Here is a 23,214-nt window from a genome sequence, read left to right on the forward strand (position 1 = left end):
GGAGGTGGTCACCATGACCGAGTCGTACGAAGTGATGGTCGTGGGCGGCGGTGCCGCCGGGCTGTCCGCCGCGCTCGTCCTGGGCCGGGCGCGGCGCCGGACCCTGGTGGTGGACGCGGGCGAGCCGCGCAACGCGCCGTCCGCGCACATGCAGGGCTTCCTGTCGCGGGACGGGATGGCGCCGGCCGAGTTCCTCGCCGTGGGGCGCGAGGAGATCGCCCGGTACGGCGTGGAGCTGGTCCGGGACCGGGCGGTGGACGCGCGCCGGGCGGACGGCTTCCTGGTGACGCTGGCGGGCGGGCGGACGGTCCGCGCCCGGCACCTGGTCGTCGCCACCGGCCTGCGGGACGAGCTGCCGGACGTACCGGGCGTGGCCGAGCGGTTCGGGCGGGACGTGCTGCACTGCCCGTACTGCCACGGCTGGGAGGTGCGCGACCAGGCCTTCGGGGTGCTGGCGACGAGCCCGCTGAGCGCGCACCAGGCGCTGATGGTCACCCAGTGGTCCAAGGACGTGACCCTCTTCCTGCACACCGTCGCCGAGAGCGAGCTGACCGCGGAGGACCTGCGGCGGCTGGCAACGGCGGGGGTGCGGATCGTGCCGGGCGAGGTGGCCGGGCTGGTCGTCGAGGACGACCGGCTGGCCGGGGTGCGGCTGGCGGACGGCACGGTGCACGCGCGCGAGGCAGTGTTCGTGGCGCCGCGTGCCGTGCCCCGCAACGAGCTGCTGCAGCGGCTGGGCGCCGAGCTGCGCGACACACCGTTCGGGGCGTACCCGGTGATCGACGAACGGGGCCAGACCACCGTGCCGGGCCTGTGGGCGGCGGGCAACGCCTCCGGCTTCGCCGAGCAGGTGATCAACGCGGCCAGCCGTGGCTACCGCGCCGGCGCGGCGATCAACGGCGAGCTGCTGTTCGCGGACCTGGACGTGGCCGCGGGGGTGTAGCGCGGGGCAGCGGGGCCGTCCGGCGGCGGTACGAGGGCGGGTACGGGTACTGCTCCGGCCACCCCCCACCCCGCAACCCCACCGCCCGCACGCGCACCCCGGATGTAACCCCCGCCACCCCGGGGCACCATGGCTGCATGCTGCTGCACCGGCTTGCCGAAGTGTCCCGGGAGGTCGCGGCCACGGCCGCGCGCAACCGCAAGACCGCGCTGCTCGCGGAGCTGTTCCGGGAGGCGGAGGCCGACGACGTTCCGGTCGTCATCCCCTACCTGGCCGGACGGCTGCCGCAGGGGCGGATCGGGGTGGGCTGGAAGGTGCTGAGCCGGCCGGTCCCGCCGGCCGCGGAGCCCTCGCTCACGGTGCGCGAGGTCGACGCCGTGCTCGGCGAGCTGGGCAAGGTGTCCGGCCCCGGTTCGCAGGCCGAGCGGATCCGGATCGTCGGTGAGCTGATGGGCGCCGCCACCGAGACCGAGCAGCGGTTCCTGCTCGGCCTGCTCAGCGGGGAGGTGCGCCAGGGCGCGCTGGACGCCGTCGCCGTGGAGGGGCTCGCCCAGGCGACCGGCGCCGATCCGGCCCAGGTGCGGCGAGCGGTGATGCTGGCCGGGTCGCTCCAGACGGTCGCCCAGGCGCTGCTCGCCGACGGGCCCGGGGCTCTGGAGCGGTTCCGGCTCACCGTCGGCCGCCCGGTGCTGCCGATGCTGGCGCACACCGCCTCCTCGGTCGCCGAGGCCGTGGAGAAGCTGGGCGCCTGCGCGGTGGAGGAGAAGCTGGACGGCATCCGCGTCCAGGTCCACCGGGACGGCGACACCGTGCGCGTCCACACCCGCACCCTGGACGACATCACCGACCGGCTGCCCGAAGTGACCGCTGCCGCGAGGGAATTGAGCGGCGAGCGGTTCATCCTCGACGGTGAGGTGATCTCCTTCGACGCGGACGGGCGGCCCCGCTCCTTCCAGGAGACGGCCGGGCGGGTCGGGTCCCGGACCGACGTGGCCAAGGCAGCGGCCGAGGTGCCCGTCTCCCCCGTCTTCTTCGACGCGCTGTCGGTCGACGGGCAGGACCTGCTGGACCTCCCCTTCGCCAAACGGCACGCGGTCCTCGCCCGGCTGGTGCCCGAGCCGATGCGGGTGCGCCGCGCCCTCGCCGAGGGGCCGCGGGACATCCCCGCGGCGGAACGGTTCCTCGCCGACACCCTGGCCCGCGGCCACGAGGGCGTCGTCGTCAAGGCCCTCGACGCGCCCTACAGCGCGGGCCGGCGCGGCGCGTCCTGGCTGAAGGTCAAGCCCGTGCACACGCTCGACCTGGTGGTGCTGGCCGCCGAGTGGGGCCACGGCCGCCGCACCGGCAAGCTGTCCAACCTGCACCTGGGCGCCCGCACCGGCGAAGGCGGCTTCGCCATGCTCGGCAAGACCTTCAAGGGCATGACCGACGCGATGCTCGCCTGGCAGACCGAACGCCTGCAGGAGCTGGCCGTCGAGGACAACGGCTGGGTGGTGAAGGTACGCCCCGAACTCGTCGTCGAGATCGCCTACGACGGCCTCCAGCGCTCCACCCGCTACCCGGCCGGCGTCACCCTCCGCTTCGCCCGCGTGGTCCGCTACCGCGAGGACAAGCGCCCCGAGGAGGCCGACACGGTCGAGACGCTGCTGGCCGCGCACCCGGAGGTGCGGCCGTGACCGGACCCGTCAGGAGCGCGGGCCTGCTGCTGTACCGCCGGTCCGGGGACGGCCTGGAGGTGCTGCTCGGCCACATGGGCGGCCCGTTCTTCGCGCGGCGCGACGCCGGCGCGTGGACCGTGATCAAGGGCGAGTACGACCCCGGCGAGCCGGCCTGGGAGGCGGCCCGCCGCGAGTTCCGCGAGGAGCTGGGCCTGGAGCCGCCCGACGGGGAGGCCGTACCGCTCGGCGAGGTCCGGCAGAAGAACGGCAAGGTCGTCACCGCGTGGGCGGTCCGGGCGGACCTGGACCCGGCGACGGTGGTCCCCGGCACGTTCCTGATGGAGTGGCCGCCGCGCTCGGGGCGGATGCGGGAGTTCCCCGAGCTGGACCGGGTGGCGTGGTTCGGTCTGGAGCGGGCGCGTGAGGTGATCGTCACCGCGCAGTCGGCGTTTCTGGACCGACTGGCGGAGCACTCGCTCTGAGAGCGCACCCGCGTTGCGGTCGGGGGCGCCGCGCGCGAAGGTCGAAGCACAGCCCGCTCCCAGGGAGGTCGGTCATGCCCATCGCAACGGTGAACCCGGCGAACGGCGAGACGCTCAAGACGTACGAGGCCATGGGCGAGGAGGAGGTCGAGCGCCGGCTCCAGCTCGCCGAGGCCACCTTCCGCACGTACCGCACGACGGGCTTCGCCGAGCGCGCCCGTCTGCTGAACCGGGCCGCCGACCTCCTGGAGGAGGACGAGCGGGACGCCGGCCGCATGCTGACCACCGAGATGGGCAAGCCGGTCAAGCAGGCCCGGGCCGAGGTCCTCAAGTGCGCGAAGGCGATGCGCTGGTACGCGGCGAACGCCGAGGCACTGCTCGCCGACGAGGAGCCCGCCGAGACGGACGTGAAGGACTCCGGCGCCTCCCGGGTGCGGGTCCGCTACCGCCCGCTCGGCCCGGTGCTCGCGGTCATGCCGTGGAACTTCCCGCTGTGGCAGGTGATCCGCTTCGCCGCGCCCGCGCTGATGGCCGGCAACGTCGGCCTGCTCAAGCACGCCTCCAACGTCCCGCAGACGGCCCTGTACCTGGAGGACCTGTTCCACCGGGCGGGCTACCCCGAGGGCTGCTTCCAGACCCTGCTGATCGGCTCGGCGCAGGTCGACGACGTCCTGCGCGACGAGCGCGTCAAGGCGGCCACCCTCACCGGCAGCGAGCCGGCCGGCCGGGCCGTCGCCTCCACCGCGGGCGAGATGATCAAGAAGACGGTGCTGGAGCTGGGCGGCAGCGACCCGTACGTGGTGATGCCCTCCGCCGACCTCGACCGGGCCGCCGAGGTCGCGGTGACGGCCCGGGTGCAGAACAACGGGCAGTCCTGCATCGCCGCCAAGCGGTTCATCGTCCACACGGACGTCTACGACGCCTTCGCCGAGAAGTTCGTCGCCGGGATGAAGGCGCTGAAGATCGGCGACCCGATGGACGAGGAGACCGACGTCGGCCCGCTCGCCAGTGAGCGGGGCCGCGACGACCTGGAGGAGCTGGTCGACGACGCCGTGCGCAGCGGCGCCACCGCGCTGTGCGGCGGCCACCGCCTGCGCCGGCCCGAGCTGCCGGGCTGGTACTTCCCGCCGACCGTGCTGTCCGGCATCACCCGCGAGATGCGCATCCACCGCGAGGAGGCCTTCGGGCCGGTCGCCACGCTGTACCGGGCGGGCGACCTGGACGAGGCGGTGCTGATCGCCAACGACTCCCCCTTCGGACTGAGTTCCAACGTGTGGACCCGGGACGAGAGCGAGATCGACCGGTTCGTACGGGACCTGGAGGCGGGCAGCGTGTACGTCAACGGCATGACCGCCTCCCATCCGGCGTTCCCGTTCGGCGGGGTGAAGCGGTCGGGGTACGGGCGTGAGCTGTCCGGGCACGGAATCCGCGAGTTCTGCAACATCACGACGGTTTGGCACGGTGCGTGAGGGCCGCGCGGCTACGATCGCGGGTGTGAACCGCGAAGTGACTCTGCCTCTGATCGTCGATGACCGCGGGGCCTTGCAGGTGGCCGCCGCCGACGTGAGCAAGCTGCTGCGGACCCTGGGCGGGCGGTGGCTGCGGCTGGTGGAGAACGGCGAGGAGGGCCTCGACGAGGACACCGTCGCGGCCCTCACCATCGAGCTGGCCAAGCTGGCCGACCGGATCGACGTGGCGTGCATCGCACACAGCAGCGGAGCGCCGTAGGGCCGCCCGGCGTGGTGGGACACCCTCCGGGTGCGGCGCCCGGCGTTCGCACGCCGGGCGCGGTCGGCCTGCGCTAGCGGATCGGCATCCCGGACAGGGTGCGGGCGATGACCAGGCGCTGGATCTCGCTCGTGCCCTCGAAGATGGTGTAGATCGCGGCGTCGCGGTGCATGCGCTCCACCGGGTACTCGCGGGTGTAGCCGTTGCCGCCGAGGATCTGGATGGCCTGGGCGGTGACCTTCTTGGCGGTCTCGCTGGCGAACAGCTTGGACATCGAGCCCTCTGCCGCGGTGAACGGCCTGCCGTTGATCGCCATCCAGGAGGCGCGCCACACCAGCAGGCGGGCGGCGTCGATCTGGGTGCGCATGTCGGCGAGCTGGAAGGCGACGCCCTGGTTGTCGACGATCGGGCGGCCGAACTGCTCGCGCGTCCTGGCGTAGTCGAGGGCGACCTCGTAGGCGGCGCGGGCGGTGCCGACGGCCATGGCGCCGACGGCGGGGCGGGAGGCCTCGAAGGTGGCCATCGCGGCGTTCTTCACGCGCTCGCCGCCCTGCTTGGCCTTCTCGCGGGCCCGGGCGAGGCGCTCGTCCAGCTTCTCCTTGCCGCCGAGCAGGCAGGAGCCGGGGACGCGCACGTTGTCGAGGATGACCTCGGCGGTGTGGGAGGCGCGGATGCCGTGCTTCTTGAACTTCTGGCCCTGCGCGAGGCCCGGGGTGTTCGGCGGGATGATGAAGGAGGCGTGCCCCTTGGAACCCAGCTCCGGGTCGACGACGGCGACGACGACGTGGACGTTGGCGATGCCGCCGTTGGTCGCCCAGGTCTTCGTGCCGTTGATCACCCACTCGTCCTTGGCCTCGTCGTAGACGGCCCGGGTGCGCATGGAGGCGACGTCGGAGCCGGCGTCGGGCTCGGAGGAGCAGAAGGCGGCGACCTTGACGTCGTTCTGGTCGCCGTACATCTGCGGGATCCAGGTGCCGATCTGCTCCTCGGTGCCGTTGGCGAGGACGCCGACGGCGGCGAGGCCGGTGCCGACGATGGAGAGCGCGATGCCCGCGTCGCCCCAGAACAGCTCCTCCATCGCCATGGGGATGCCGAGGCCGGTGGGGTCGAAGTACTGCTGCGCGTAGAAGTCGAGGGAGTAGATGCCGACCTTGGCGGCCTCCTGGATGACCGGCCAGGGGGTCTCCTCGCGCTCGTCCCACTCGGCGGCCGCGGGGCGGATCACATCGGCGGCGAAGCCATGGAGCCAGTCCCGGACTTCCTTCTGTTCGTCGTTGAGCTCCATGGTGAACTCGGCCATGTCCCCTCCAGCGGCGACGCATGCTGCGTGTTACTTGCGGTAACCGCAGTCTGTTACCGACGGGTAGGGAAAGTCAACTCCCGACGACCGGTCGGCAGCCCGTTCGAGCTGGTGGGCGCGGTCAGTGTTAGTTTGCGCTGGCGTCACCGAAACAGCACGGGTGGGGAGAGCACATGGACACCACGCAGCGGACCGAGCAGCAGCGGTCCGCCGACCGCCGACGGCGCGAGCTGCTGGAGGCCGCCGACCGGGTGGTGCTGCGCGACGGGCCGCAGGCCTCGATGAACGCCATCGCGGCAGAGGCCGGCATCACCAAGCCGATCCTCTACCGGCACTTCGGCGACAAGGGCGGCCTGTACGCGGCGCTCGCCAAGCGGCACACGGACGCGCTCCTCGATTCGCTGCGGGCGGCGCTGGACGCGCCGGCCGACCGACGTGAGCGCGTCGAGGCCACCCTCGACACCTACCTCGCCGCGATCGAGGCGCGCCCTCAGGTGTACCGGTTCCTGATGCATCCGGCGGAGGGCAGCCAGAGCGGGGACCAGGGCGGCGACCAGGGCTTCGACGTCGGCAAGCACAGCGCGCCGCTGCTCCGCAGGATGGGCGAGGAGCTGGCGACCGTCATCGAGGAGCGGCTCGACCTCGGGCCCGGGGGGCAGCAGCTGGCCCGGGTGTGGGGGCACGGGATCGTCGGCATGATGCATGCGGCGGGTGACTGGTGGCTGGGTGAACGCCCCTGCTCGCGGCAGGAGTTGGTGCGCAGTCTTGCCGACCTGCTGTGGGGTCGCCTGGCGGCGGCGGGGGACAAAATCGGGGGTCCCGGGTTCTGAAGGTCGTTCTTCGCCTGCGGGTCGGTGGGGGCTTGTCGCGCAGTTCCCCGCGCCCCTAGGTGGGGACACTTCCCCGGCACCACGACGCCCGGCCGACCTGTCGCATCAGTTTGCGGTGGCGCCAGCCCTTGACCCGGTCCGCGTAGACCCTGCCCTCCAGGTGGTCCATCTCGTGCTGCAAACAACGGGCAAAGAACCCCGTCCCGTGCACGGTGACCGGATCCCCGGTCACCGTGAAGCCCTCGACCACCGCGTGGTCGTGGCGTTCCGTGCCCGCTTCCAGGCCCGGCAGGGACAGGCAGCCCTCCGGGCCGCGGATCACCACGCCGTCCGCCTCCACCAGGCGCGGGTTCACCACATGTCCGAGATGCCGGACGTCCTCGTCGTCCGGGCAGTCGTACACGAACACCCGGAGCGGCTCGCCGACCTGGTTGGCCGCCAGGCCCACCCCCTGCGACGCGTACATCGTGGCGAACAAGTCCTCCACCAGCGTCGCCAGTTCCGGACCGAAGGCGGTGACGTCCTCGCAGGGCTGGTGCAGAATCGGGTCGCCGAGCAGGGTGAGGGGCCGGACGCGCCCGCGGGCGCCCGGGATCGAGCCGTGTCGCATGGCGGCAAGGGTACGGTGCCCTCGGCCCGCGCCCGCCGCGCGCGGGCCGTGGTTCGGGAGTGCGAATGGATCTCGATAGGCTGAGGTCCACACCACGTGGCCGTCAGGCTTAGTCGCGGCGCGTACGCAAGGAGGATCGAGAACTGATGGCAGGCAACTCGGACCCGCTCACGCCGCGGGCCAAGCTGGCCGTGACCGCGGGCAAGGCGGTCGCTGCGGCATCGCGCGCCGCCGGACGCGGCAGCGGTTCGGTGATCGGTGGCCGGGTGGCCCTCAAGCTCGACCCGGATCTGCTCGCCAAGCTCGCCCAGAACCTGGACGTCGTCCTGGTCTCGGCGACCAACGGCAAGACCACCACCACCCGGCTCATCGCCGAGGCGCTGCGCGCCGCCGGCCCCGTCGTCTCCAACGCGCTCGGCGCCAACATGCCGGCCGGCATCACCTCGGCCCTCGCGGGCGGCTCGGACGCCAAGTTCGCCGTCATCGAGGTCGACGAGAAGTACCTGGCCGGGGTCGCCCGGGACACCGAGCCCAAGTGCATCGCGCTGCTCAACCTCTCCCGCGACCAGCTGGACCGCGCCGCCGAGACCCGCATGCTCGCCGAGAACTGGCGCGAGGGCCTGGCCGGCTCCAAGGCCGTCATCGTCGCCAACTGCGACGACCCGCTGGTGGTGTGGGCGGCGTCCTCCTCCCCCAACGTGATCTGGGTCGCGGCCGGCCAGATGTGGAAGGACGACGCCTGGTCCTGCCCGTCCTGCGGCGGCGTGATGCAGCGGCCCGGCGACGACTGGTTCTGCGGCGAGTGCGGCTTCCGCCGCCCCGCGCCGAGCTGGGTGCTCCACGGCGACCACGTCCTCGACCCGCACGGCTCGGCCTGGCCGATCCACCTCCAGCTGCCCGGCCGCGCCAACAAGGCCAACGCCGCCAGCTCCGCGGCCGTCGCCGCCGTCTTCGGCGTCCCGCCGCAGGTCGCGCTGGAGCGCATGTACTCCGTGCAGGCCGTCGCCGGCCGCTACGACGTCGTCCAGTTCCAGGGCCGTGACCTCAGGCTGCTGCTGGCGAAGAACCCGGCCGGCTGGCTGGAGACCTTCTCCCTGATCGACCCGCCGCCCTGCCCGGTGATCCTCTCGGTGAACGCGCGCGGCGCCGACGGCACCGACACCTCCTGGCTGTGGGACGTCGACTACACGCGGCTGACCGGTCACCCGATCTTCGTGCTCGGCGACCGCAAGCTCGACCTCGCGGTCCGTCTGGAGGTGGCCGACCAGCACTTCCAGGTCTGCGACGACCTCGACCAGGCGGTCCAGATGTGCCCGCCGGGCCGGATCGAGGTCATCGCCAACTACACCGCCTTCCAGGACCTGCGCCGCCGCGTCGGCAACTGACACACCAGGGGACTTTCGTGAGCGACAACAGCCTGCGGGTCGTGTGGGTCTACCCCGACCTGCTCAGCACCTACGGCGACCAGGGCAACGTCCTCGTCGTCGAGCGCCGCGCGCGGCAGCGCGGCCTGGACGTGGCCCGTCTCGACGTGCGCAGCGACCAGCCGATCCCGACGTCCGGGGACATCTACCTGATCGGCGGCGGCGAGGACCGCCCGCAGCGGCTCGCGGCCGAGCGGCTGCGCCGCGACGGCGGGCTGCAGCGGGCGGTCGACAACGGCGCGATCGTCTTCTCCGTCTGCGCCGGCTACCAGATCCTCGGCCACGAGTTCATCAACGACCTCGGCCAGCGCGAGCCCGGCCTCGGCCTGCTCGACGTCGTCTCGGTGCGCGGCGAGGGCGCCCGCTGCGTCGGTGACGTCCTCGGCGACATCGATCCGCAGCTCGGCCTGCCCCCGCTGACCGGCTTCGAGAACCACCAGGGCGTCACCCACCTCGGCCCCACCGCCCGCGCCTTCGCCAACGTCCGCTTCGGCAACGGCAACGGCACCGGGGACGGCACGGAGGGCGCGTACAACGGCACCGTCTTCGGCACGTACATGCACGGGCCGGTGCTCGCCCGCAACCCGCTCATCGCGGACCTGCTGCTGAAGCTGGCCCTCGATGTGAACGCGCTGCCGCCGACCGACGACCGCTGGTACGAGGCGCTGCGCAACGAGCGCATCGCGGCCGCTCAGCAGCCGGCGTGACCCGCCCGGGCAACCCTTGCGCAACCCCGGTTTCGGCCGGGGTTCACGGGCCCGTCTGATGCCTCGTCCGCACAGGTGAGCGGGGCATTCCAGCAGGCGGACGCGTGGTGCTCCCCCGCCCCCCGATACCGCTAGGGTGGCGGGGATCGAGCCGGACAGCGCGGTCCGGTCCCGGCCCACGTGGAGAAGGTTTTTCGGGCTATGCGCATTGGTGTCCTCACGTCCGGCGGCGACTGCCCCGGCCTGAACGCCGTCATCCGGTCCGTCGTGCACCGCGCCGTGGCCGACCACGGCGACGAGGTCATCGGCTTCCGGGACGGCTGGAAAGGCCTCCTGGAGTGCGACTACCTCAAGCTCGACCTCGACGCGGTCGGCGGCATCCTCGCCCGCGGCGGCACGATCCTCGGTTCGTCCCGGGTCCAGCCCTCCCATCTGCGGGACGGCGTGGAGCGGGCCAAGGGGCACGTCCGTGACCTCGGCCTGGACGCGATCATCCCGATCGGCGGCGAGGGCACGCTCAAGGCGGCCCGGCTGATGTCCGACGCGGGTCTGCCGGTGGTGGGCGTGCCGAAGACCATCGACAACGACATCGCCGTCACCGACGTCACCTTCGGCTTCGACACGGCCGTCGGTGTGGCGACGGAGGCCCTGGACCGGCTCAAGACCACCGCCGAGTCCCACCAGCGCGTCCTGGTCGTCGAGGTCATGGGCCGGCACACCGGCTGGATCGCCCTGCACTCCGGCATGGCGGCCGGCGCGCACGCCATCGTCGTCCCCGAGCGGCCCTTCGACATCGAGGAGCTGGCCGAGCGCGTCGGCGAGCGGTTCTCGGCGGGCAAGCGGTTCGCCATCGTCGTCGCCGCGGAAGGCGCCAAGCCGAAGCCCGGGTCCATGGAGTTCGACGAGGGCGGCAAGGACATCTACGGCCACGAGCGGTTCGCCGGGATCGCCCGGCAGCTGTCGGTCGAACTGGAGCGGCGGCTCGGCAAGGAGGCCCGGCCGGTCATCCTCGGGCATGTGCAGCGCGGTGGCACCCCGACCGCCTACGACCGGGTCCTCGCGACGCGGTTCGGCTGGCACGCGGTGGAGGCGGTGCAGCGGGGCGAGTTCGGGATGATGACGGCGCTGCGGGGCACCGACATCGTGATGGTGTCGCTGGCGGAGGCCGTCAAGACGCTCAAGACCGTTCCGGAGGAGCGGTACGCCGAAGCGGAGTGCGTGCTCTAGCCGCGCCTTCCCCTTCCCCACCCCGGTCACGGACGTGGCCGGGGTGCGCCGTAACCTGAGTGCGGACAGAAACCGCACAACCCCATGAATCAGGAGCCGGCGGATGGATCACAGCGGGCACGGCATGACCATGGATCTGCCGCCGTTCACGCTGGGGCGGGGGCTTCAGTGGTCCGCGGACCCGTTCTTCCTCGTGGCCTGCCTGCTCGGGCTGGCCCTGTACGGGTGGGGTGTCGTGCGGCTGAGGCGGCGCGGCGACGCCTGGCCGGTATCCCGGACGGTGTCGTACGTCGTCGGTGTGCTCACCGTCGGGCTGATGATGTGCACCAGGCTGAACGACTACGGCATGGTCATGTTCAGCGTGCACATGGTCCAGCACATGGTGATCAGCATGCTGTCGCCGATCCTCGTGCTGCTCGGCGCCCCGATCACGCTGGCGCTGCGCGCGCTGCCGGTGGCGGGGCGGGGCCGCAAGGGCCCCCGGGAGCTGCTGCTCGCCCTGCTGCACAGCCGCTACATGCGGATCATCACGCACCCCGTGTTCACGATCCCGCTGTTCATCGCGAGCCTGTACGCCCTGTACTTCACGCCGCTGTTCGACTTCCTGATGGGCTCCAGGACGGGGCACGCGGCGATGATGGTGCACTTCCTCGCCGTCGGCGTGGTGTTCTTCTGGCCGATCATCGGCGTCGACCCGGGCCCGCACCGGCCCGGGTACCTGATGCGGATGCTGGAGCTGTTCGCGGGCATGCCGTTCCACGCGTTCTTCGGCATCGCGCTGATGATGGCGTCCACGCCGATGGTCGACACCTTCCGCAACCCGCCCGCCTCGCTCGGCATCGACGCGCTCTCCGACCAGAACGCGGCCGGCGGCATCGCGTGGGCGTTCAGCGAGATCCCGTCCGTGCTGGTGCTGATCGCGCTGCTGTTCCAGTGGTACGGCTCCGAGCAGCGGCAGGCCCGCCGCAAGGACCGCGCCGCGGACCGCGACGGCGACAAGGAGCTGGAGGCGTACAACGCCTATCTGGCCTCGCTGAACGCACAGGGCCGGTCGGAAGCCTAGGTGGGCGGCCCGGAGCCGGGGCACCATGGAGGGGTGCCGACCCTGAGGAGGGTGTTGCGATGCCCGGATCCATGCCCGGTTCCACGCCCGGTTCCACGAAGACCATGGGAGCGATCACCATCGGCGGGCTCGTCGTCGTGACGGCCTACACGGTGGCCCTCGGCAGCAACGGCTGGCTGTGGTTCGGCTGGGTCGTGCTCGGCCTGATCACGCTGGGGATGATCGCCACGCGCAGCGCCTGAGGCACGTCCGGCTCAGGGGCGGTCGATCCGCCCCGCGGTGTGCACGCCCGGCTGGTATTTCGGCAGCCGGGCGGTGATCTTCATGCCTGCGCCGGGGGCGGTCTCGATGACGAGGCCGTGGTCGTCGCCGTACACCTGGCGGAGCCGGTCGTCGACGTTGGACAGGCCGATCCCGCCGGACGGGCTGACCTCGCCGGCCAGGATGCGGCGCAGCAGGGCGGGGTCCATGCCGGCGCCGTCGTCCTCGATGACGACGAGCGCCTCGGCGCCCGCGTCCTGCGCGGTGATCTGGATGTGGCACTTGTCCGTCTTGCCTTCGAGGCCGTGCTTGACGGCGTTCTCCACGAGGGGCTGCAGGCACAGGAACGGCAGCGCGACCGGCAGCACCTCGGGGGCGATCTGCAGGGTGACGGACAGGCGGTCGCCGAAGCGGGCCCGGACCAGTGCCAGGTAGTGGTCGATGGCGTGCAGCTCGTCGGCGAGCGTGGTGAAGTCGCCGTGCCGGCGGAACGAGTAGCGGGTGAAGTCGGCGAACTCCAGCAGCAGCTCCCGGGCGCGTTCGGGGTCGGTGCGGACGAAGGACGCGATCACCGCGAGCGAGTTGAAGATGAAGTGCGGGGATATCTGCGCCCGCAGCGCCTTGATCTCGGCCTCGATGAGCCGGGTGCGGGAGTCGTCGAGGTCGGCCAGCTCCAGCTGCACGGACACCCAGCGGGCGACCTCCCCCGCGGCCCGCACCAGCACCGCGGACTCCCGGGGCGCGCACGCGACGAGCGCGCCGTGCACGCGGTCGTCGACGGTGAGCGGGGCGACCACCGCCCAGCGCACCGGGCAGTCGGGTGTGTCGCAGTCGAGGCGGAACGCCTCGCCGCGGCCGGTCTCCAGCGGCCCGGCCAGCCGTTCCAGCACCTCGGCGCGGTGGTGGGCGCCGACGCCGTCCCAGACCAGGACCCGCCGGTCGTCGGTGAGGCACAGGGCGTCCGTGCCGAGCAGCGAGCGCAGCCGGCGGGCCGACTTGCGGGCGGTCTCCTCGGTCAGCCCGGCCCGCAGCGGCGGCGCGGCGAGGGAGGCGGTGTGCAGGGTCTGGAAGGTGGCGTGTTCGACCGGGGTGCCCAGCTCGCCGGGCGCCTCGGGGTGCGCGGTGCGCCGGCCGAGCCAGAAGCCGATCCCCAGCAGCGGCAGTACGGCGACCAACAGTCCGGCGAGGAAGTCGCTCACGGGGTCGTCACCTCCGTGCGGACCTCCGTGCGCAGCTCTTCCGGCAGGTGGAAGCGGGCCAGGATGGCCGCCGTGCCGGCCGGGACGCGGCCCGGCGTGGCCAGGGAGACCAGGATCATGGTGAGGAAGCCCAGCGGCACCGACCACAGGGCGGGCCAGGCGAGCAGGGCGTGGGCGGCGCCGGTGCCGGGGAAGCCGGCCATGGTGGCGGCGACCGCGGCGAACGCCGTGCCGCCGCCGACGAGCATGCCGGCCGCGGCGCCGGGCGGGGTGAGCCGGCGCCACCAGATGCCGAGGACGAGCAGCGGGCAGAACGACGACGCCGACACCGCGAAGGCGAGCCCGACGGCGTCGGCCACCGGCAGCCCGCCGACCAGGGCGCTCGCCGCGAGCGGTACGGCCATGGCGATGACCGTGCCGAGCCGGAAGTGCCGGACGCCGCGCGAGGGCAGCACGTCCTGGGTGAGGACGCCGGCGACGGCCATGGTGAGCCCGGAGGCGGTGGACAGGAACGCCGCGAAGGCGCCTCCGGCGATCAGCGCGCCGAGGAGGTCGCCGCCGGTGCCGCCGAGCATGCGGCCGGGCAGGAGGAGGACGGCGGCGTCGGCGTCGCCGCTGAGGGTGAGTTCGGGGGCGTAGAGGCGGCCGAGGGCGCCGTAGACGGGTGGCAGCAGGTAGAAGGCGCCGATCAGGGCGAGCACGGCGACGGTGGTGCGGCGGGCGGCGACGCCGTGCGGGCTGGTGTAGAAGCGGACGACGACGTGCGGCAGGCCCATGGTGCCGAGGAAGGTGGCGAGGATCAGCCCGTACGTGGCGTACAGCGGCCGTTCCTCGCGGCTCTCGGCGCGCGAGGGGGCGAGGGCACCGCCGGGGGCGCGGTCGGCGGCGGGGACGGGGGTGCCGCGGTCGAAGGTCAGCTCGGTGCCCCGCTCGATGCGGTGGGTGCCGGGGGGCAGGGTGAGCCGGGTGCCGTCGTGGGGGCGGCCGTCCACCGTGCCGTCGACGGTGACGGTGAGCGGGCGCCCGAGCTTCAGGTCGACACGGTCGTCGACGCGGACGATCCGCTGCTCGCGGAAGCCTGCCGGTTCCTCGAAGGCGTGCCGGGGCGCGCCGTCGGCCTGCCAGGCGGCGATCAGGAAGAGCGCGGGGACGAGCAGGGCGGTGAGCTTCAGCCAGTACTGGAAGGCCTGGACGAAGGTGATGCTGCGCATGCCGCCCGCGGCGACGGTCGCGGTGACCACGGCGGCGACGATGACCCCGCCGAGCCAGTCGGGCGCCCCGGTCAGCACGGACAGCGTCAGTCCGGCGCCCTGCAGCTGGGGCAGCAGGTAGAGCCAGCCGACGCCGACGACGAAGGCGCCCGCGAGCCGCCGTACCGCCTGGGAGGCGAGCCGGGCCTCGGCGAAGTCGGGCAGGGTGTAGGCGCCGGAGCGGCGCAGCGGGGCGGCGACGAAGAGGAGCAGGACGAGGTATCCGGCGGTGTAGCCGACCGGGTACCAGAGCATGTCGGGGCCCTGCACGAGGACCAGTCCGGCGATGCCGAGGAAAGAGGCGGCGGAGAGGTACTCGCCGCTGATGGCGGCGGCGTTGAGGCGGGGGCCGACGGTGCGGGAGGCGACGTAGAAGTCGGAGGTGGTGCGGGATATGCGCAGGCCGAAGGCGCCGACGAGGACGGTGGCGACGACGACGAGGGCGACGGCGGGGACGGCGTAGCTGGGGTTCATCGGGGCGGTTCACCCATGGCTCACCGGTCCTCGACCAGCCGCACCAGGTCCCGTTCGTTGCGTTCGGCGCGGCGGACGTACCAGCGGGCGAGCAGCACGAGCGGGGCGTACAGGCAGAAGCCGAGGACGGCCCACTCCAGGCGGCGGGCGTCGGGCAGGGCGGCGAACAGCAGCGGCAGCGGGCCGACCAGCAGGGCGAGGACGGCGAAGACGGTGAGGGCGGCGCGCAGTTGGGCGCGCATCAGGGAGCGGACGTAGGTGTGGCCGAGCGTGGTCTGCTCGTCGATCTCGGTGCGGGGGCGGTGTGGTCGTCCCGGGGCGCGGCGGGTGCGGCGGGGCGGGCCGGTGACGAGGACGCGGCGTTCGGTGGGGTCGGCCGGCACGGTCAGCTCCTCCTCATCAGAAGGTCCCGCAGCTCGCGCGCGTGGCGGCGGCTGACCTGGAGTTCCTCGCCGCCGACGAGGACGCTGACGGTGCCGGCGTCCAGCCGGAGTTCGCCGATGTGGCGCAGGGCGACGAGGTGGCGGCGGTGGATGCGGACGAAGCCGCGGGCGCGCCAGCGCTCCTCCAGGGTGGACAGCGGGATGCGGACGAGGTGGCTGCCCCTGCCGGTGTGCAGGCGGGCGTAGTCGCCCTGGGCCTCGACATGCGTGATGTCGTCGACGGCGACGAACCGGGTCACGCCGCCGAGTTCGACGGGTATGTGGTCGGGGTCGGGTTCGCTGACCGGGATGCGCGGGGTGGCGCCGCGCTGTTCGGCGGCGCGGCGGACGGCCTCGGCCAGGCGTTCCTTGCGGACGGGTTTGAGGACGTAGTCGACGGCCTTGAGGTCGAAGGCCTGTACGGCGAAGTCCTCGTGGGCGGTGACGAAGACGACGAGCGGGGGGTGCGCGAAGCCGGTGAGCAGCCGGGCGAGGTCGAGTCCGTCGAGGCCGGGCATCTGGATGTCGAGGAAGACGACGTCGAGGGCGTCCGGTCCGCCCGGGCCCGACGCCAGGGCGCGGTTGATGCGGCGCAGGGCCTCGGTGGCGTCGCCGGCGCCCTCCACGCTGCCGATGCGGGGGTCGGCGCTCAGCAGGTAGAGCAGTTCCTCCAGCGAGGGGCGTTCGTCGTCGACGGCGAGGGCGCGCAGCATGAACGGTGAGTGTAGGAGCATTCGGCGGCGCTGGACATGTGCCCGCGGCAGCCGTCCCCGCGGATTCCCGCTGGATACAGTGCCCGCATGAACAGCAGGACCGCCCCGTTCGACGAGCTCGACCGGAAGATCATCACCGCCCTGATGGCGAACGCCCGTACGAGTTTCAATGAGATCGGCGCGGCGATCGGACTGTCCTCGACGGCCGTGAAGCGGCGGGTGGACCGGTTGCGGGACACGGGCGTGATCACCGGGTTCACGGCGACGGTGAAGCCGTCGGCGCTGGGCTGGCGTACCGAGGCGTACGTGGAGGTGTACTGCGAGGGCGCGGCGCCGCCGCGGCGGCTGGCGGAGGTGGTGCGCAACCATCCGGAGATCACCGCGGCGATGACGGTGACGGGCGGGGCGGACGCGCTGCTGCACGTGCGGGCGCGGGACGTGGAGCACTTCGAGGAGGTGCTGGAGCGCATCCGTACCGAGCCGTTCATCCGCAAGACGATCAGTGTGATGGTGCTGTCCCATCTCATCCCGGAGAGTCCGGAAGCGGGTGCGAGCCAGCCCGCACCCGAGGGCGCACCGGACGTGCGCTGAGCGGCTTCAAGACGCAGCAATGCTGCGCGAACACGCAGCTCTTGTTCCTTGTCGCCCGTCTCGGTCGCTTCCTACCTTGGTGTCAACCCTCAGTCGACACCAGGAAGCGGAGGAACCCCTCTGTGCCCGAGAGCCGTGTGCCGCGCCGGCGGCGCTTCCTCGTCTGCGAACCCAGACACTTCGCCGTGCAGTACGCGATCAACCCCTGGATGCATCCCGACACCCCCGTCGACGTCGATCTCGCCCAGGAGCAGTGGCAGACCCTGATCCGCGCCTACGAGGCGCACGGGCACGCGGTCGACGCCGTGGAGCCCGCGCCCGGCCTGCCGGACATGGTCTTCGCCGCGAACTCGGCGTTCGTCGTCGCCGGCCGGGTGTTCGGCTCCCTCTTCCACGCGCCCGAGCGACGCCCGGAGTCCCAGCACTACGAGACGTGGTTCAAGTCGGCCGGGTACGACGTGTACCGGCCGGAGAACACCTGTGAGGGCGAGGGCGACCTCGTCTGGACGGGCCGGTATGTGCTGGCCGGCCACGGTTTCCGCACCACGCGCGAGGCGCACCGGGAGGCGCAGGAGTTCTTCGGCCACCCGGTCGTCAGCCTGACCCTGGTCGACCCGCGCTTCTACCATCTGGACACGGCCCTGTTCGTGCTGGAGGACGAGGGCGAGGGCAACATCGCGTACTACCCGGAGGCGTTCTCACCGGGCAGCCGCGAGGTGCTGGAGCGGCTGTACCCGAACGCGGTCCTCGCCACCCGAGAGGACGCGCTCGCCTTCGGGCTGAACTCCGTCTCCGACGGCCGGCACGTCTTCATCGCCCCGCAGGCCGAGACGCTCGCGGCCCGCCTCGACGCTCATGGCTACGTCCCCGTCCCCGTCGACCTGTCGGAGTTCCGCAAGGCCGGCGGCGGCATCAAGTGCTGCACCCAGGAGATCCGCTGATGACCGCACCCGCCCGTACCCGTGCCTCCGCCGACCTGATCCGGGCGGAGGAGCCGGTCCTCGCGCACAACTACCACCCGCTGCCCGTGGTCGTGGCGCGCGCCGAGGGGACCTGGGTGGAGGACGTCGAGGGGCGCCGCTACCTGGACATGCTCGCCGGATACTCGGCGCTGAACTTCGGCCACCGCCACCCGGCGCTGATCGAGGCCGCGCACCGTCAGCTGGACCGGCTGACGCTGACCTCCCGTGCCTTCCACAACGACCAGCTCGCCGGGTTCGCGGAGCGGCTGACCGCGCTGACCGGGCTGGACATGGTGCTGCCGATGAACACCGGCGCGGAGGCGGTGGAGAGCGGCATCAAGGTGGCCCGCAAGTGGGCGTACGACGTGAAGGGCGTGCCCGCCGACCGGGCGACGATCGTGGTCGCGGCGGAGAACTTCCACGGCCGTACGACGACGATCGTGTCGTTCTCCACGGACGAGACGGCCCGGACGGGCTTCGGCCCGTTCACGCCGGGCTTCCGGATCGTGCCGTACAACGACCTGGCGGCGATCGAGGCGGCGATCGACGAGACGACGGCCGCGGTCCTGCTGGAGCCGATCCAGGGCGAGGCGGGCGTGATCATCCCGGACGAGGGCTATCTGGCCGGGGTCCGCGCGCTGACCGAGCGGGCTGGCTGCCTGCTGATCGCGGACGAGATCCAGTCGGGGCTCGGCCGCACCGGCCGCACCCTCGCGGTCGAGCACGACGGCGTCGTGCCGGACGTCCTGCTGCTCGGCAAGGCCCTGGGCGGCGGCATCGTGCCGGTGTCGGCGGTGGTGGCGCGCCGGGAGGTACTGTCGGTCCTCCACCCGGGTGAGCACGGCTCGACCTTCGGCGGCAACCCGCTGGCCGCGGCGGTGGGTACGGCCGTGGTGGAGCTGCTGGAGACGGGCGAGTACCAGCGCCGGGCCGCCGAGCTGGGCGTCGTGTTGCGCGGTGGCCTGGAGCAGCTGGTCGGCCGGGGCGTCGTCGGCTTCCGGGCCCGCGGCCTGTGGGCGGGCGTGGACGTGGATCCGGCCATCGGCACCGGCCGCGAGATCAGCGAACGTCTGATGCGCGAGGGCGTCCTGGTCAAGGACACCCACGGCTCCACGATCCGCCTGGCCCCGCCGCTGACGATCACCGCGGAGGAACTGGAGTCGGCACTGGCGTCGCTGGAGAAGGTGCTGGGGGGCTGAGTAGGGCCCTGCCTGCGGGCGGGGCGTGACGGACAGCCGGGAGGCCTTGTGCCTCCCGGCTGTCCGCTTCCGGCGTCTGCCGCGCCCCGCCCGGGCGGCAACCGCCCCGTCCGCCGATCACGCCCCGGTCGCCCGGGCCGGCCGTCGGCAGCGCCGGACGGGCACCGACCGGCTCCCGCGTGTCCGTTCTCCGGGGGCGCCCGGGCCGCGTCCTCCTTGCCCCGTCCGTACGCCCGTTCCCGCGCTCGGCGGTGAACCAGTCCGCGCGTCCGGGCGTGCAGGGTGAAGATGGGACAAGTGGTGATGGACCACTCTCAGCGACAGAGAGGCCGGTCGTGGGCGCATTCGAGGAGCAGGACGTGGTCCGCCGGCGGTTCGACGTGGCCGACGCCGCGCCCCTGCTGCTGGATGCGCGGGGCGCGGTGGCCGGATGGACGCGGGACGCCCGCCGGCTGCTGGGGTACGCCGCCGACGAGGTGGTCGGCCACGGGCTCGCCGAGCTGCTGGCCGACGAGGACGCGGCGCGGGCGCCGGAGCTGATCGAGCGGTGCCGGAGGGACGACGGCTGGGCCGGGCTGCTCACGGCCCGCCGGGCCGACGGCCGCACCCTGCGGGTCATGGCCCGGGTAACCTCCGCGCTGCACACCCACGGCCCCGCCCACTGGCTGGTCCTGCTGTCGGAGATGACCGGCGAGCCCGGCTGGAACATGAGCCGCGCGGTGCTGGAGCAGATGGTCGCCGGCTCCCCCGTCGGCATAGCGATCGTGGACACGGACCTGAGGTTCGTGTGGTCGAACGCGGCGCTGGGGCAGTTCGGCGGCGGCCCGCCCGAGCAGCGCCTCGGCCTGCGTCTGGCGGAGGTGCAGCCGGGCCTGGACGCGGAGGCCATCGAGGAGCAGATGCGCCGGGTGCTGGCGACGGGCGTACCGGTCGTCGGCTACGAGCACGTGGGCCGGGTGCGCGCCGCCCCCTATCGCGAGACCGCCCACATGATGTCCTTCACCCGGCTCGACGACGACCACGGCCGTCCGATGGGCGTGTACTACACGGTCGTCGACGTCTCCGACCGGCACCGCGCCCGCCGCCGCCTCGCCCTGCTGGACCGGGCCGGCGAGCACATCGGCCGCACGCTGGACATCAGGCGCACGGCGCAGGAACTGGCCGAGGTGGCGGTGCCGGACTTCGCCGACTTCGTCGCCGTGGACCTGCTGGAGTACGTCCTGCGCGGGGCCGAGCTGCCCGGCGCCGCGGAGGGTGCCGTGCCGCTGCGGCGGGCGGGGCAGCAGCGGGCGCACCAGGACGTGCCGGAGCCGGTCGTCGGCGTGGGGGACGTGGCGTCGTACCTGCCGGGCTCCCCGCCCATCCGGGTCCTGACCTCCGGCCGGTCCTGGCGGGAGGAGCGGCTGGACCCGCTGGCCCGGGAGTGGGCGGCGGACATACCCGACGGCCGGAAGGCCACCTTCCTGGAGCTGGGCCTGCACAGTGTGATGATCGTGCCGGTCCGGGCCCGGGGCGTCACCCTCGGCGTCACCACGTTCTTCCGCCGGCACGGTCAGGAGCCCTTCGACGACGAGGACCTGAGCCTGGCGGAGGACCTGGTCGCGAGGGCGGCCGTGTGCGTGGACAACGCCCGCCGCTACACCCGGGAGCGGGACGCCGCCCTGGTGCTCCAGCGCAATCTGCTCCCGCTCCGGCTGCCGGAGCAGGAGGCGGTGGAGGTGGCCGCCTGCTACCGGCCGGCCGACGAGCTGATCGGGCTGGGCGGCGACTGGTACGACCTGATCCCGCTCTCGGGTGCGCGGGTCGCGCTGGTGGTGGGCGAGGTGCCCGGCCACGGCATCGCGGCGGCGGCGTCGATGGGCCGGCTGCGCACCGCGGTGCGCACGCTGGCCGCGCTGGACCTGCCGCCCGAGGAGGTGCTGGCCCATCTGGACGACCTGGTCGCCCGTTCGGCCGGGGAGGCGGGCCTGCCGCCGGGCGGCGAGGGCGCGGACGCGCAGGCCGTGGGCTCGGGCTGTGTGTACGTCGTCTACGACCCGGTCGACGGGCGGTGCGCGATGGCCGCGGCGGGACATCCGGCGCCCGCGGTGATCGGGCCCGACGGCGCGGTGGCGTTCGTGGAGCTGCCGCAGGGTCCGGCGCTGGGGGCTGGGGGTCCGCCGTTCGAGTCGGTCGAGCTGGAGCTGGCCGAGGGCAGCACCCTCGCGCTGCACACGGACGGACTGCTGGCCCGGGGCGAGGAGTGGGCGGTGGACGCCGACCGGGAGCGGCTGGAGCAGGCGCTGCGACGCCAAGCCGACTCCCTGGACCTGCGCTGCCGTACGGTCGTCGAGGGCCTCGTGCCGTCCCGCCCGCACGACGACGTGGCGCTGCTGATGGCCCGCACCCGGCGTCTGGACGCCGGCCGGGTCGCCACCTGGGAGCTGCCCCGGGACCCGGCGGCGGTCGCCGACGCGCGCAAGACGGCCGTGCGGCAGCTGGCGGAGTGGGACCTGGACGAGCTGGCGTTCACCACGGAGCTGGTCGTCAGCGAGCTGGTCACCAACGCCATCCGGTACGCGGGCGGTCCGATCCGGCTGCGGCTGATCCGGGAGCGCGCGCTGGTGTGCGAGGTCTTCGACGGCGGCGCCACGGCGCCCCATCTGCGCCATCCGCGCACCACCGACGAGGGCGGGCGCGGGCTGCTGCTGGTCTCGCAGTTCACGCAGCGGTGGGGCACCCGGTTCGTCCCCGACGGGAAGATCATCTGGGCCGAGCAGCCCCTCACCGAGGACGGGGTGTGACCGGCGGCCCGCAGCGCGGGCCCCTTCCTCCCCTTCAGTGACAAAATGACCCAAAAGCGGCGGCGGACGGGACGTGAGCCATGAAGGACACGGCGATCGACTACGCGGCGGTGTTCCAGAGCCTGCCCGGCATGGTGGCCCTGCTGACGCCGGAGCTGGTCTTCGCGGACGCCAACGCGGAGTTCCTGGAAGGCGCCGGGCGCACCCGGGAACAGGTCGTCGGCCGCCCGATTTTCGAGGTCTTCCCGGACAACCCCAACGACCCGTCGGCGAACGGCATGCGCAATCTGCAGGCCTCGCTCAACCGGGTGCTGGACACCGGCGAGCGCGACGCCATGGCGCTCCAGCGCTACGACGTCGAGCGGGCGGAGCGGCCCGGCGAGTGGGAGGTGCGCTACTGGAGCCCGGTCAACGCGCCGGTCCTCGGACCGGACGGCAAGGTGGTGCTGCTGGTGCACCGCGTCGAGGACGTGACCGAGCTGATCCGGGCGCGCGGCAGGCCGACCGGCGGCCGGACGAGGGTGCTGGAGGCGGAGCTGTACACCCGCGCCCGTGAGCTGCAGGACCTGAACGAGCGGCTGCGCAAGGCGCACGCCCGCGAACGCGAGGTCGCCCTCGCCCTGCAGGCGGCGATGCTGCCCGCCCGTCCCCAGGTGCGCCACGAGCAGATCGCCGTGCGCTACCGGCCGGCGGTCGGCGCGCTCAACGTCTGCGGGGACTGGTACGACCTGGTCGACCTGGTCGACGGCCACCGCATCGGCGTGTCGGTGGGCGACGTGGTCGGCCACGGGCTGGCGGCGTCGTGCGTGATGGGCCAGCTGCGCAGCGCGCTCAGCGCCGCGTCCCGGGTCGCGGCGGGGCCGGGGCAGGCGCTGGACGTGCTGGGCCGCTACGCGCATGTCGTGGACGGCGCCGAGTCGGCCACCGCGGTCACCACGTTCATCGACTTCAACCGGCACACCATCACCTACAGCAGCGCCGGCCATCCGCCTCCCGTCCTCGTCCACGCCGACGGCCGGGTGGAGTTCCTCGACCGCGCCACCGACCCACCTCTGGACGCCCCTCCCGACCCGGTCCCCCGCGTCCAGGCCACCACGTCCTACGCCGAGGGCGCGACCCTCGCGCTGTACACGGACGGTCTGATCGAACGCCGTCACGAGGACATCTACACCGGCCTGGACCGCCTCGCCGAGGCACTGCGCCGCCACCGCACGGCCGGCCCGGAGGCGCTCGCCGACGAGGTCCTGCTGGAGCTGCTGCCGTCGGGCGGCGCGACGGACGACACGGCACTGGTGATCGTACGGCTGTGAGGACGCCGTCGCGGCGGCCCCGGGGTCCGGGGCGGTGGCCCGGGGCCGGCGCGGGTGGAAACGATCACGCCAACGGGG

Annotated in this window: 22 protein-coding genes; 16 read left to right on the top strand and 6 right to left on the bottom strand. The window is 73.1% G+C overall.

The features are described 5' to 3' along the window. The first annotated feature begins 13 nt into the window (after nt 1-13). The 5 genes from IE308_RS13815 (at nt 14) to IE308_RS13835 (ending at nt 4,811) form a co-directional block, all read left to right on the top strand. On the top strand, nt 14-943 hold the full coding sequence (locus IE308_RS13815; RefSeq protein ID WP_190218117.1) for an NAD(P)/FAD-dependent oxidoreductase: 930 nt from the start codon (nt 14-16) through the stop codon (nt 941-943). Between the two features lie 137 nt (nt 944-1,080). Further along, entirely contained in the window at nt 1,081-2,619 is a 1,539-nt protein-coding gene (locus tag IE308_RS13820; protein ID WP_190218118.1) for an ATP-dependent DNA ligase, read from the top strand. After that, nucleotides 2,616-3,083 carry an NUDIX hydrolase gene (locus tag IE308_RS13825; RefSeq protein ID WP_190218119.1) on the top strand — a complete coding sequence of 156 codons (468 nt, stop codon included), beginning with the start codon at nt 2,616-2,618 and terminating at the stop codon, nt 3,081-3,083. The genes IE308_RS13820 and IE308_RS13825 overlap by 4 nt, the downstream gene beginning before the upstream one ends. A gap of 74 nt (nt 3,084-3,157) precedes the next feature. Then, on the top strand, nt 3,158-4,552 hold the full coding sequence (locus IE308_RS13830; protein ID WP_190218120.1) for an NADP-dependent succinic semialdehyde dehydrogenase: 1,395 nt from the start codon (nt 3,158-3,160) through the stop codon (nt 4,550-4,552). A 25-nt stretch (nt 4,553-4,577) separates the two neighbouring features. Beyond that, complete coding sequence (locus tag IE308_RS13835) at nt 4,578-4,811, top strand: DUF6213 family protein (protein WP_110626674.1); 234 nt, start codon at nt 4,578-4,580, stop codon at nt 4,809-4,811. 73 nt (nt 4,812-4,884) lie between these two features. Here IE308_RS13835 and IE308_RS13840 read toward each other — a convergent pair whose 3' ends face one another. Then, entirely contained in the window at nt 4,885-6,111 is a 1,227-nt protein-coding gene (locus IE308_RS13840; protein ID WP_190218121.1) for an acyl-CoA dehydrogenase family protein, read from the bottom strand. A 173-nt stretch (nt 6,112-6,284) separates the two neighbouring features. Between IE308_RS13840 and IE308_RS13845 the strand changes: the two genes are divergently transcribed. Beyond that, entirely contained in the window at nt 6,285-6,941 is a 657-nt protein-coding gene (locus tag IE308_RS13845) for a TetR/AcrR family transcriptional regulator (protein ID WP_110626676.1), read from the top strand. 55 nt (nt 6,942-6,996) lie between these two features. On the opposite strand, the gene def is transcribed toward IE308_RS13845, so the two are convergent. Beyond that, the gene (def, locus tag IE308_RS13850) at nt 6,997-7,551 is read right to left on the bottom strand and encodes a peptide deformylase (RefSeq protein ID WP_190218122.1); all 555 of its coding nucleotides are present in this window, start codon (nt 7,549-7,551) and stop codon (nt 6,997-6,999) included. A 146-nt stretch (nt 7,552-7,697) separates the two neighbouring features. On the opposite strand from def, the gene IE308_RS13855 reads away from it, so the two are divergent. The 5 genes from IE308_RS13855 to IE308_RS13875 all read left to right on the top strand — a co-directional run bounded on the left by IE308_RS13855 (nt 7,698) and on the right by IE308_RS13875 (nt 12,214). Further along, complete coding sequence (locus IE308_RS13855; RefSeq protein WP_110626677.1) at nt 7,698-8,936, top strand: MurT ligase domain-containing protein; 1,239 nt, start codon at nt 7,698-7,700, stop codon at nt 8,934-8,936. A gap of 17 nt (nt 8,937-8,953) precedes the next feature. After that, nucleotides 8,954-9,682: a type 1 glutamine amidotransferase gene (locus tag IE308_RS13860; RefSeq protein WP_110626678.1), complete on the top strand. Its 729-nt coding sequence runs from the start codon at nt 8,954-8,956 to the stop codon at nt 9,680-9,682. Nucleotides 9,683-9,883: 201 nt separating this feature from the next. Beyond that, nucleotides 9,884-10,909, top strand: coding sequence for a 6-phosphofructokinase (locus IE308_RS13865; RefSeq protein WP_190218123.1), 1,026 nt, complete (start codon nt 9,884-9,886; stop codon nt 10,907-10,909). Between the two features lie 103 nt (nt 10,910-11,012). After that, the gene (locus IE308_RS13870; protein ID WP_190218124.1) at nt 11,013-11,972 is read left to right on the top strand and encodes a cytochrome c oxidase assembly protein; all 960 of its coding nucleotides are present in this window, start codon (nt 11,013-11,015) and stop codon (nt 11,970-11,972) included. A gap of 59 nt (nt 11,973-12,031) precedes the next feature. Beyond that, nucleotides 12,032-12,214: a hypothetical protein gene (locus IE308_RS13875; protein ID WP_162655394.1), complete on the top strand. Its 183-nt coding sequence runs from the start codon at nt 12,032-12,034 to the stop codon at nt 12,212-12,214. Between the two features lie 12 nt (nt 12,215-12,226). Here the strand turns inward: IE308_RS13875 and IE308_RS13880 are convergent, their stop codons facing one another. From IE308_RS13880 to IE308_RS13895, 4 genes are read right to left on the bottom strand one after another with little or no spacing between them, the layout of a single operon-like run. After that, a complete protein-coding gene (locus tag IE308_RS13880) occupies nt 12,227-13,432 on the bottom strand; it encodes a sensor histidine kinase (protein WP_110626681.1) in 1,206 nt (401 codons plus the stop codon). After that, nucleotides 13,429-15,156, bottom strand: coding sequence for a sodium/solute symporter (locus IE308_RS13885; RefSeq protein ID WP_190218125.1), 1,728 nt, complete (start codon nt 15,154-15,156; stop codon nt 13,429-13,431). The genes IE308_RS13880 and IE308_RS13885 overlap by 4 nt, the downstream gene beginning before the upstream one ends. Nucleotides 15,157-15,176: 20 nt before the next feature. After that, nucleotides 15,177-15,539 (bottom strand): hypothetical protein, encoded by a 363-nt coding sequence (locus IE308_RS13890; RefSeq protein ID WP_190218126.1) that lies wholly within the window; start codon nt 15,537-15,539, stop codon nt 15,177-15,179. A 2-nt stretch (nt 15,540-15,541) separates the two neighbouring features. Next, nucleotides 15,542-16,291 (bottom strand): LytR/AlgR family response regulator transcription factor, encoded by a 750-nt coding sequence (locus IE308_RS13895; protein ID WP_110626684.1) that lies wholly within the window; start codon nt 16,289-16,291, stop codon nt 15,542-15,544. An 87-nt stretch (nt 16,292-16,378) separates the two neighbouring features. Here IE308_RS13895 and IE308_RS13900 point away from each other — a divergent pair, with 87 nt between their 5' ends. The 5 genes from IE308_RS13900 (at nt 16,379) to IE308_RS13920 (ending at nt 23,136) form a co-directional block, all read left to right on the top strand. After that, nucleotides 16,379-16,882, top strand: a complete 504-nt coding sequence (locus tag IE308_RS13900; RefSeq protein WP_110626685.1) for an Lrp/AsnC family transcriptional regulator — start codon at nt 16,379-16,381, stop codon at nt 16,880-16,882. A gap of 122 nt (nt 16,883-17,004) precedes the next feature. Then, the gene (gene ddaH, locus IE308_RS13905) at nt 17,005-17,823 is read left to right on the top strand and encodes a dimethylargininase (protein ID WP_110626686.1); all 819 of its coding nucleotides are present in this window, start codon (nt 17,005-17,007) and stop codon (nt 17,821-17,823) included. Further along, on the top strand, nt 17,823-19,043 hold the full coding sequence (gene rocD, locus IE308_RS13910) for an ornithine--oxo-acid transaminase (RefSeq protein WP_190218127.1): 1,221 nt from the start codon (nt 17,823-17,825) through the stop codon (nt 19,041-19,043). The genes ddaH and rocD overlap by 1 nt, the downstream gene beginning before the upstream one ends. A 335-nt stretch (nt 19,044-19,378) precedes the next feature. Further along, the gene (locus IE308_RS13915; RefSeq protein ID WP_190218128.1) at nt 19,379-21,826 is read left to right on the top strand and encodes a SpoIIE family protein phosphatase; all 2,448 of its coding nucleotides are present in this window, start codon (nt 19,379-19,381) and stop codon (nt 21,824-21,826) included. A gap of 80 nt (nt 21,827-21,906) precedes the next feature. Continuing rightward, nucleotides 21,907-23,136: a PP2C family protein-serine/threonine phosphatase gene (locus tag IE308_RS13920; RefSeq protein WP_190218129.1), complete on the top strand. Its 1,230-nt coding sequence runs from the start codon at nt 21,907-21,909 to the stop codon at nt 23,134-23,136. The last annotated feature ends 78 nt before the right edge of the window (nt 23,137-23,214 follow it).

The sequence above is a fragment of the Streptomyces griseosporeus genome (genome assembly GCF_014656055.1).
GTDB classification, from domain to species: Bacteria; Actinomycetota; Actinomycetes; order Streptomycetales; family Streptomycetaceae; genus Streptomyces; species Streptomyces griseosporeus.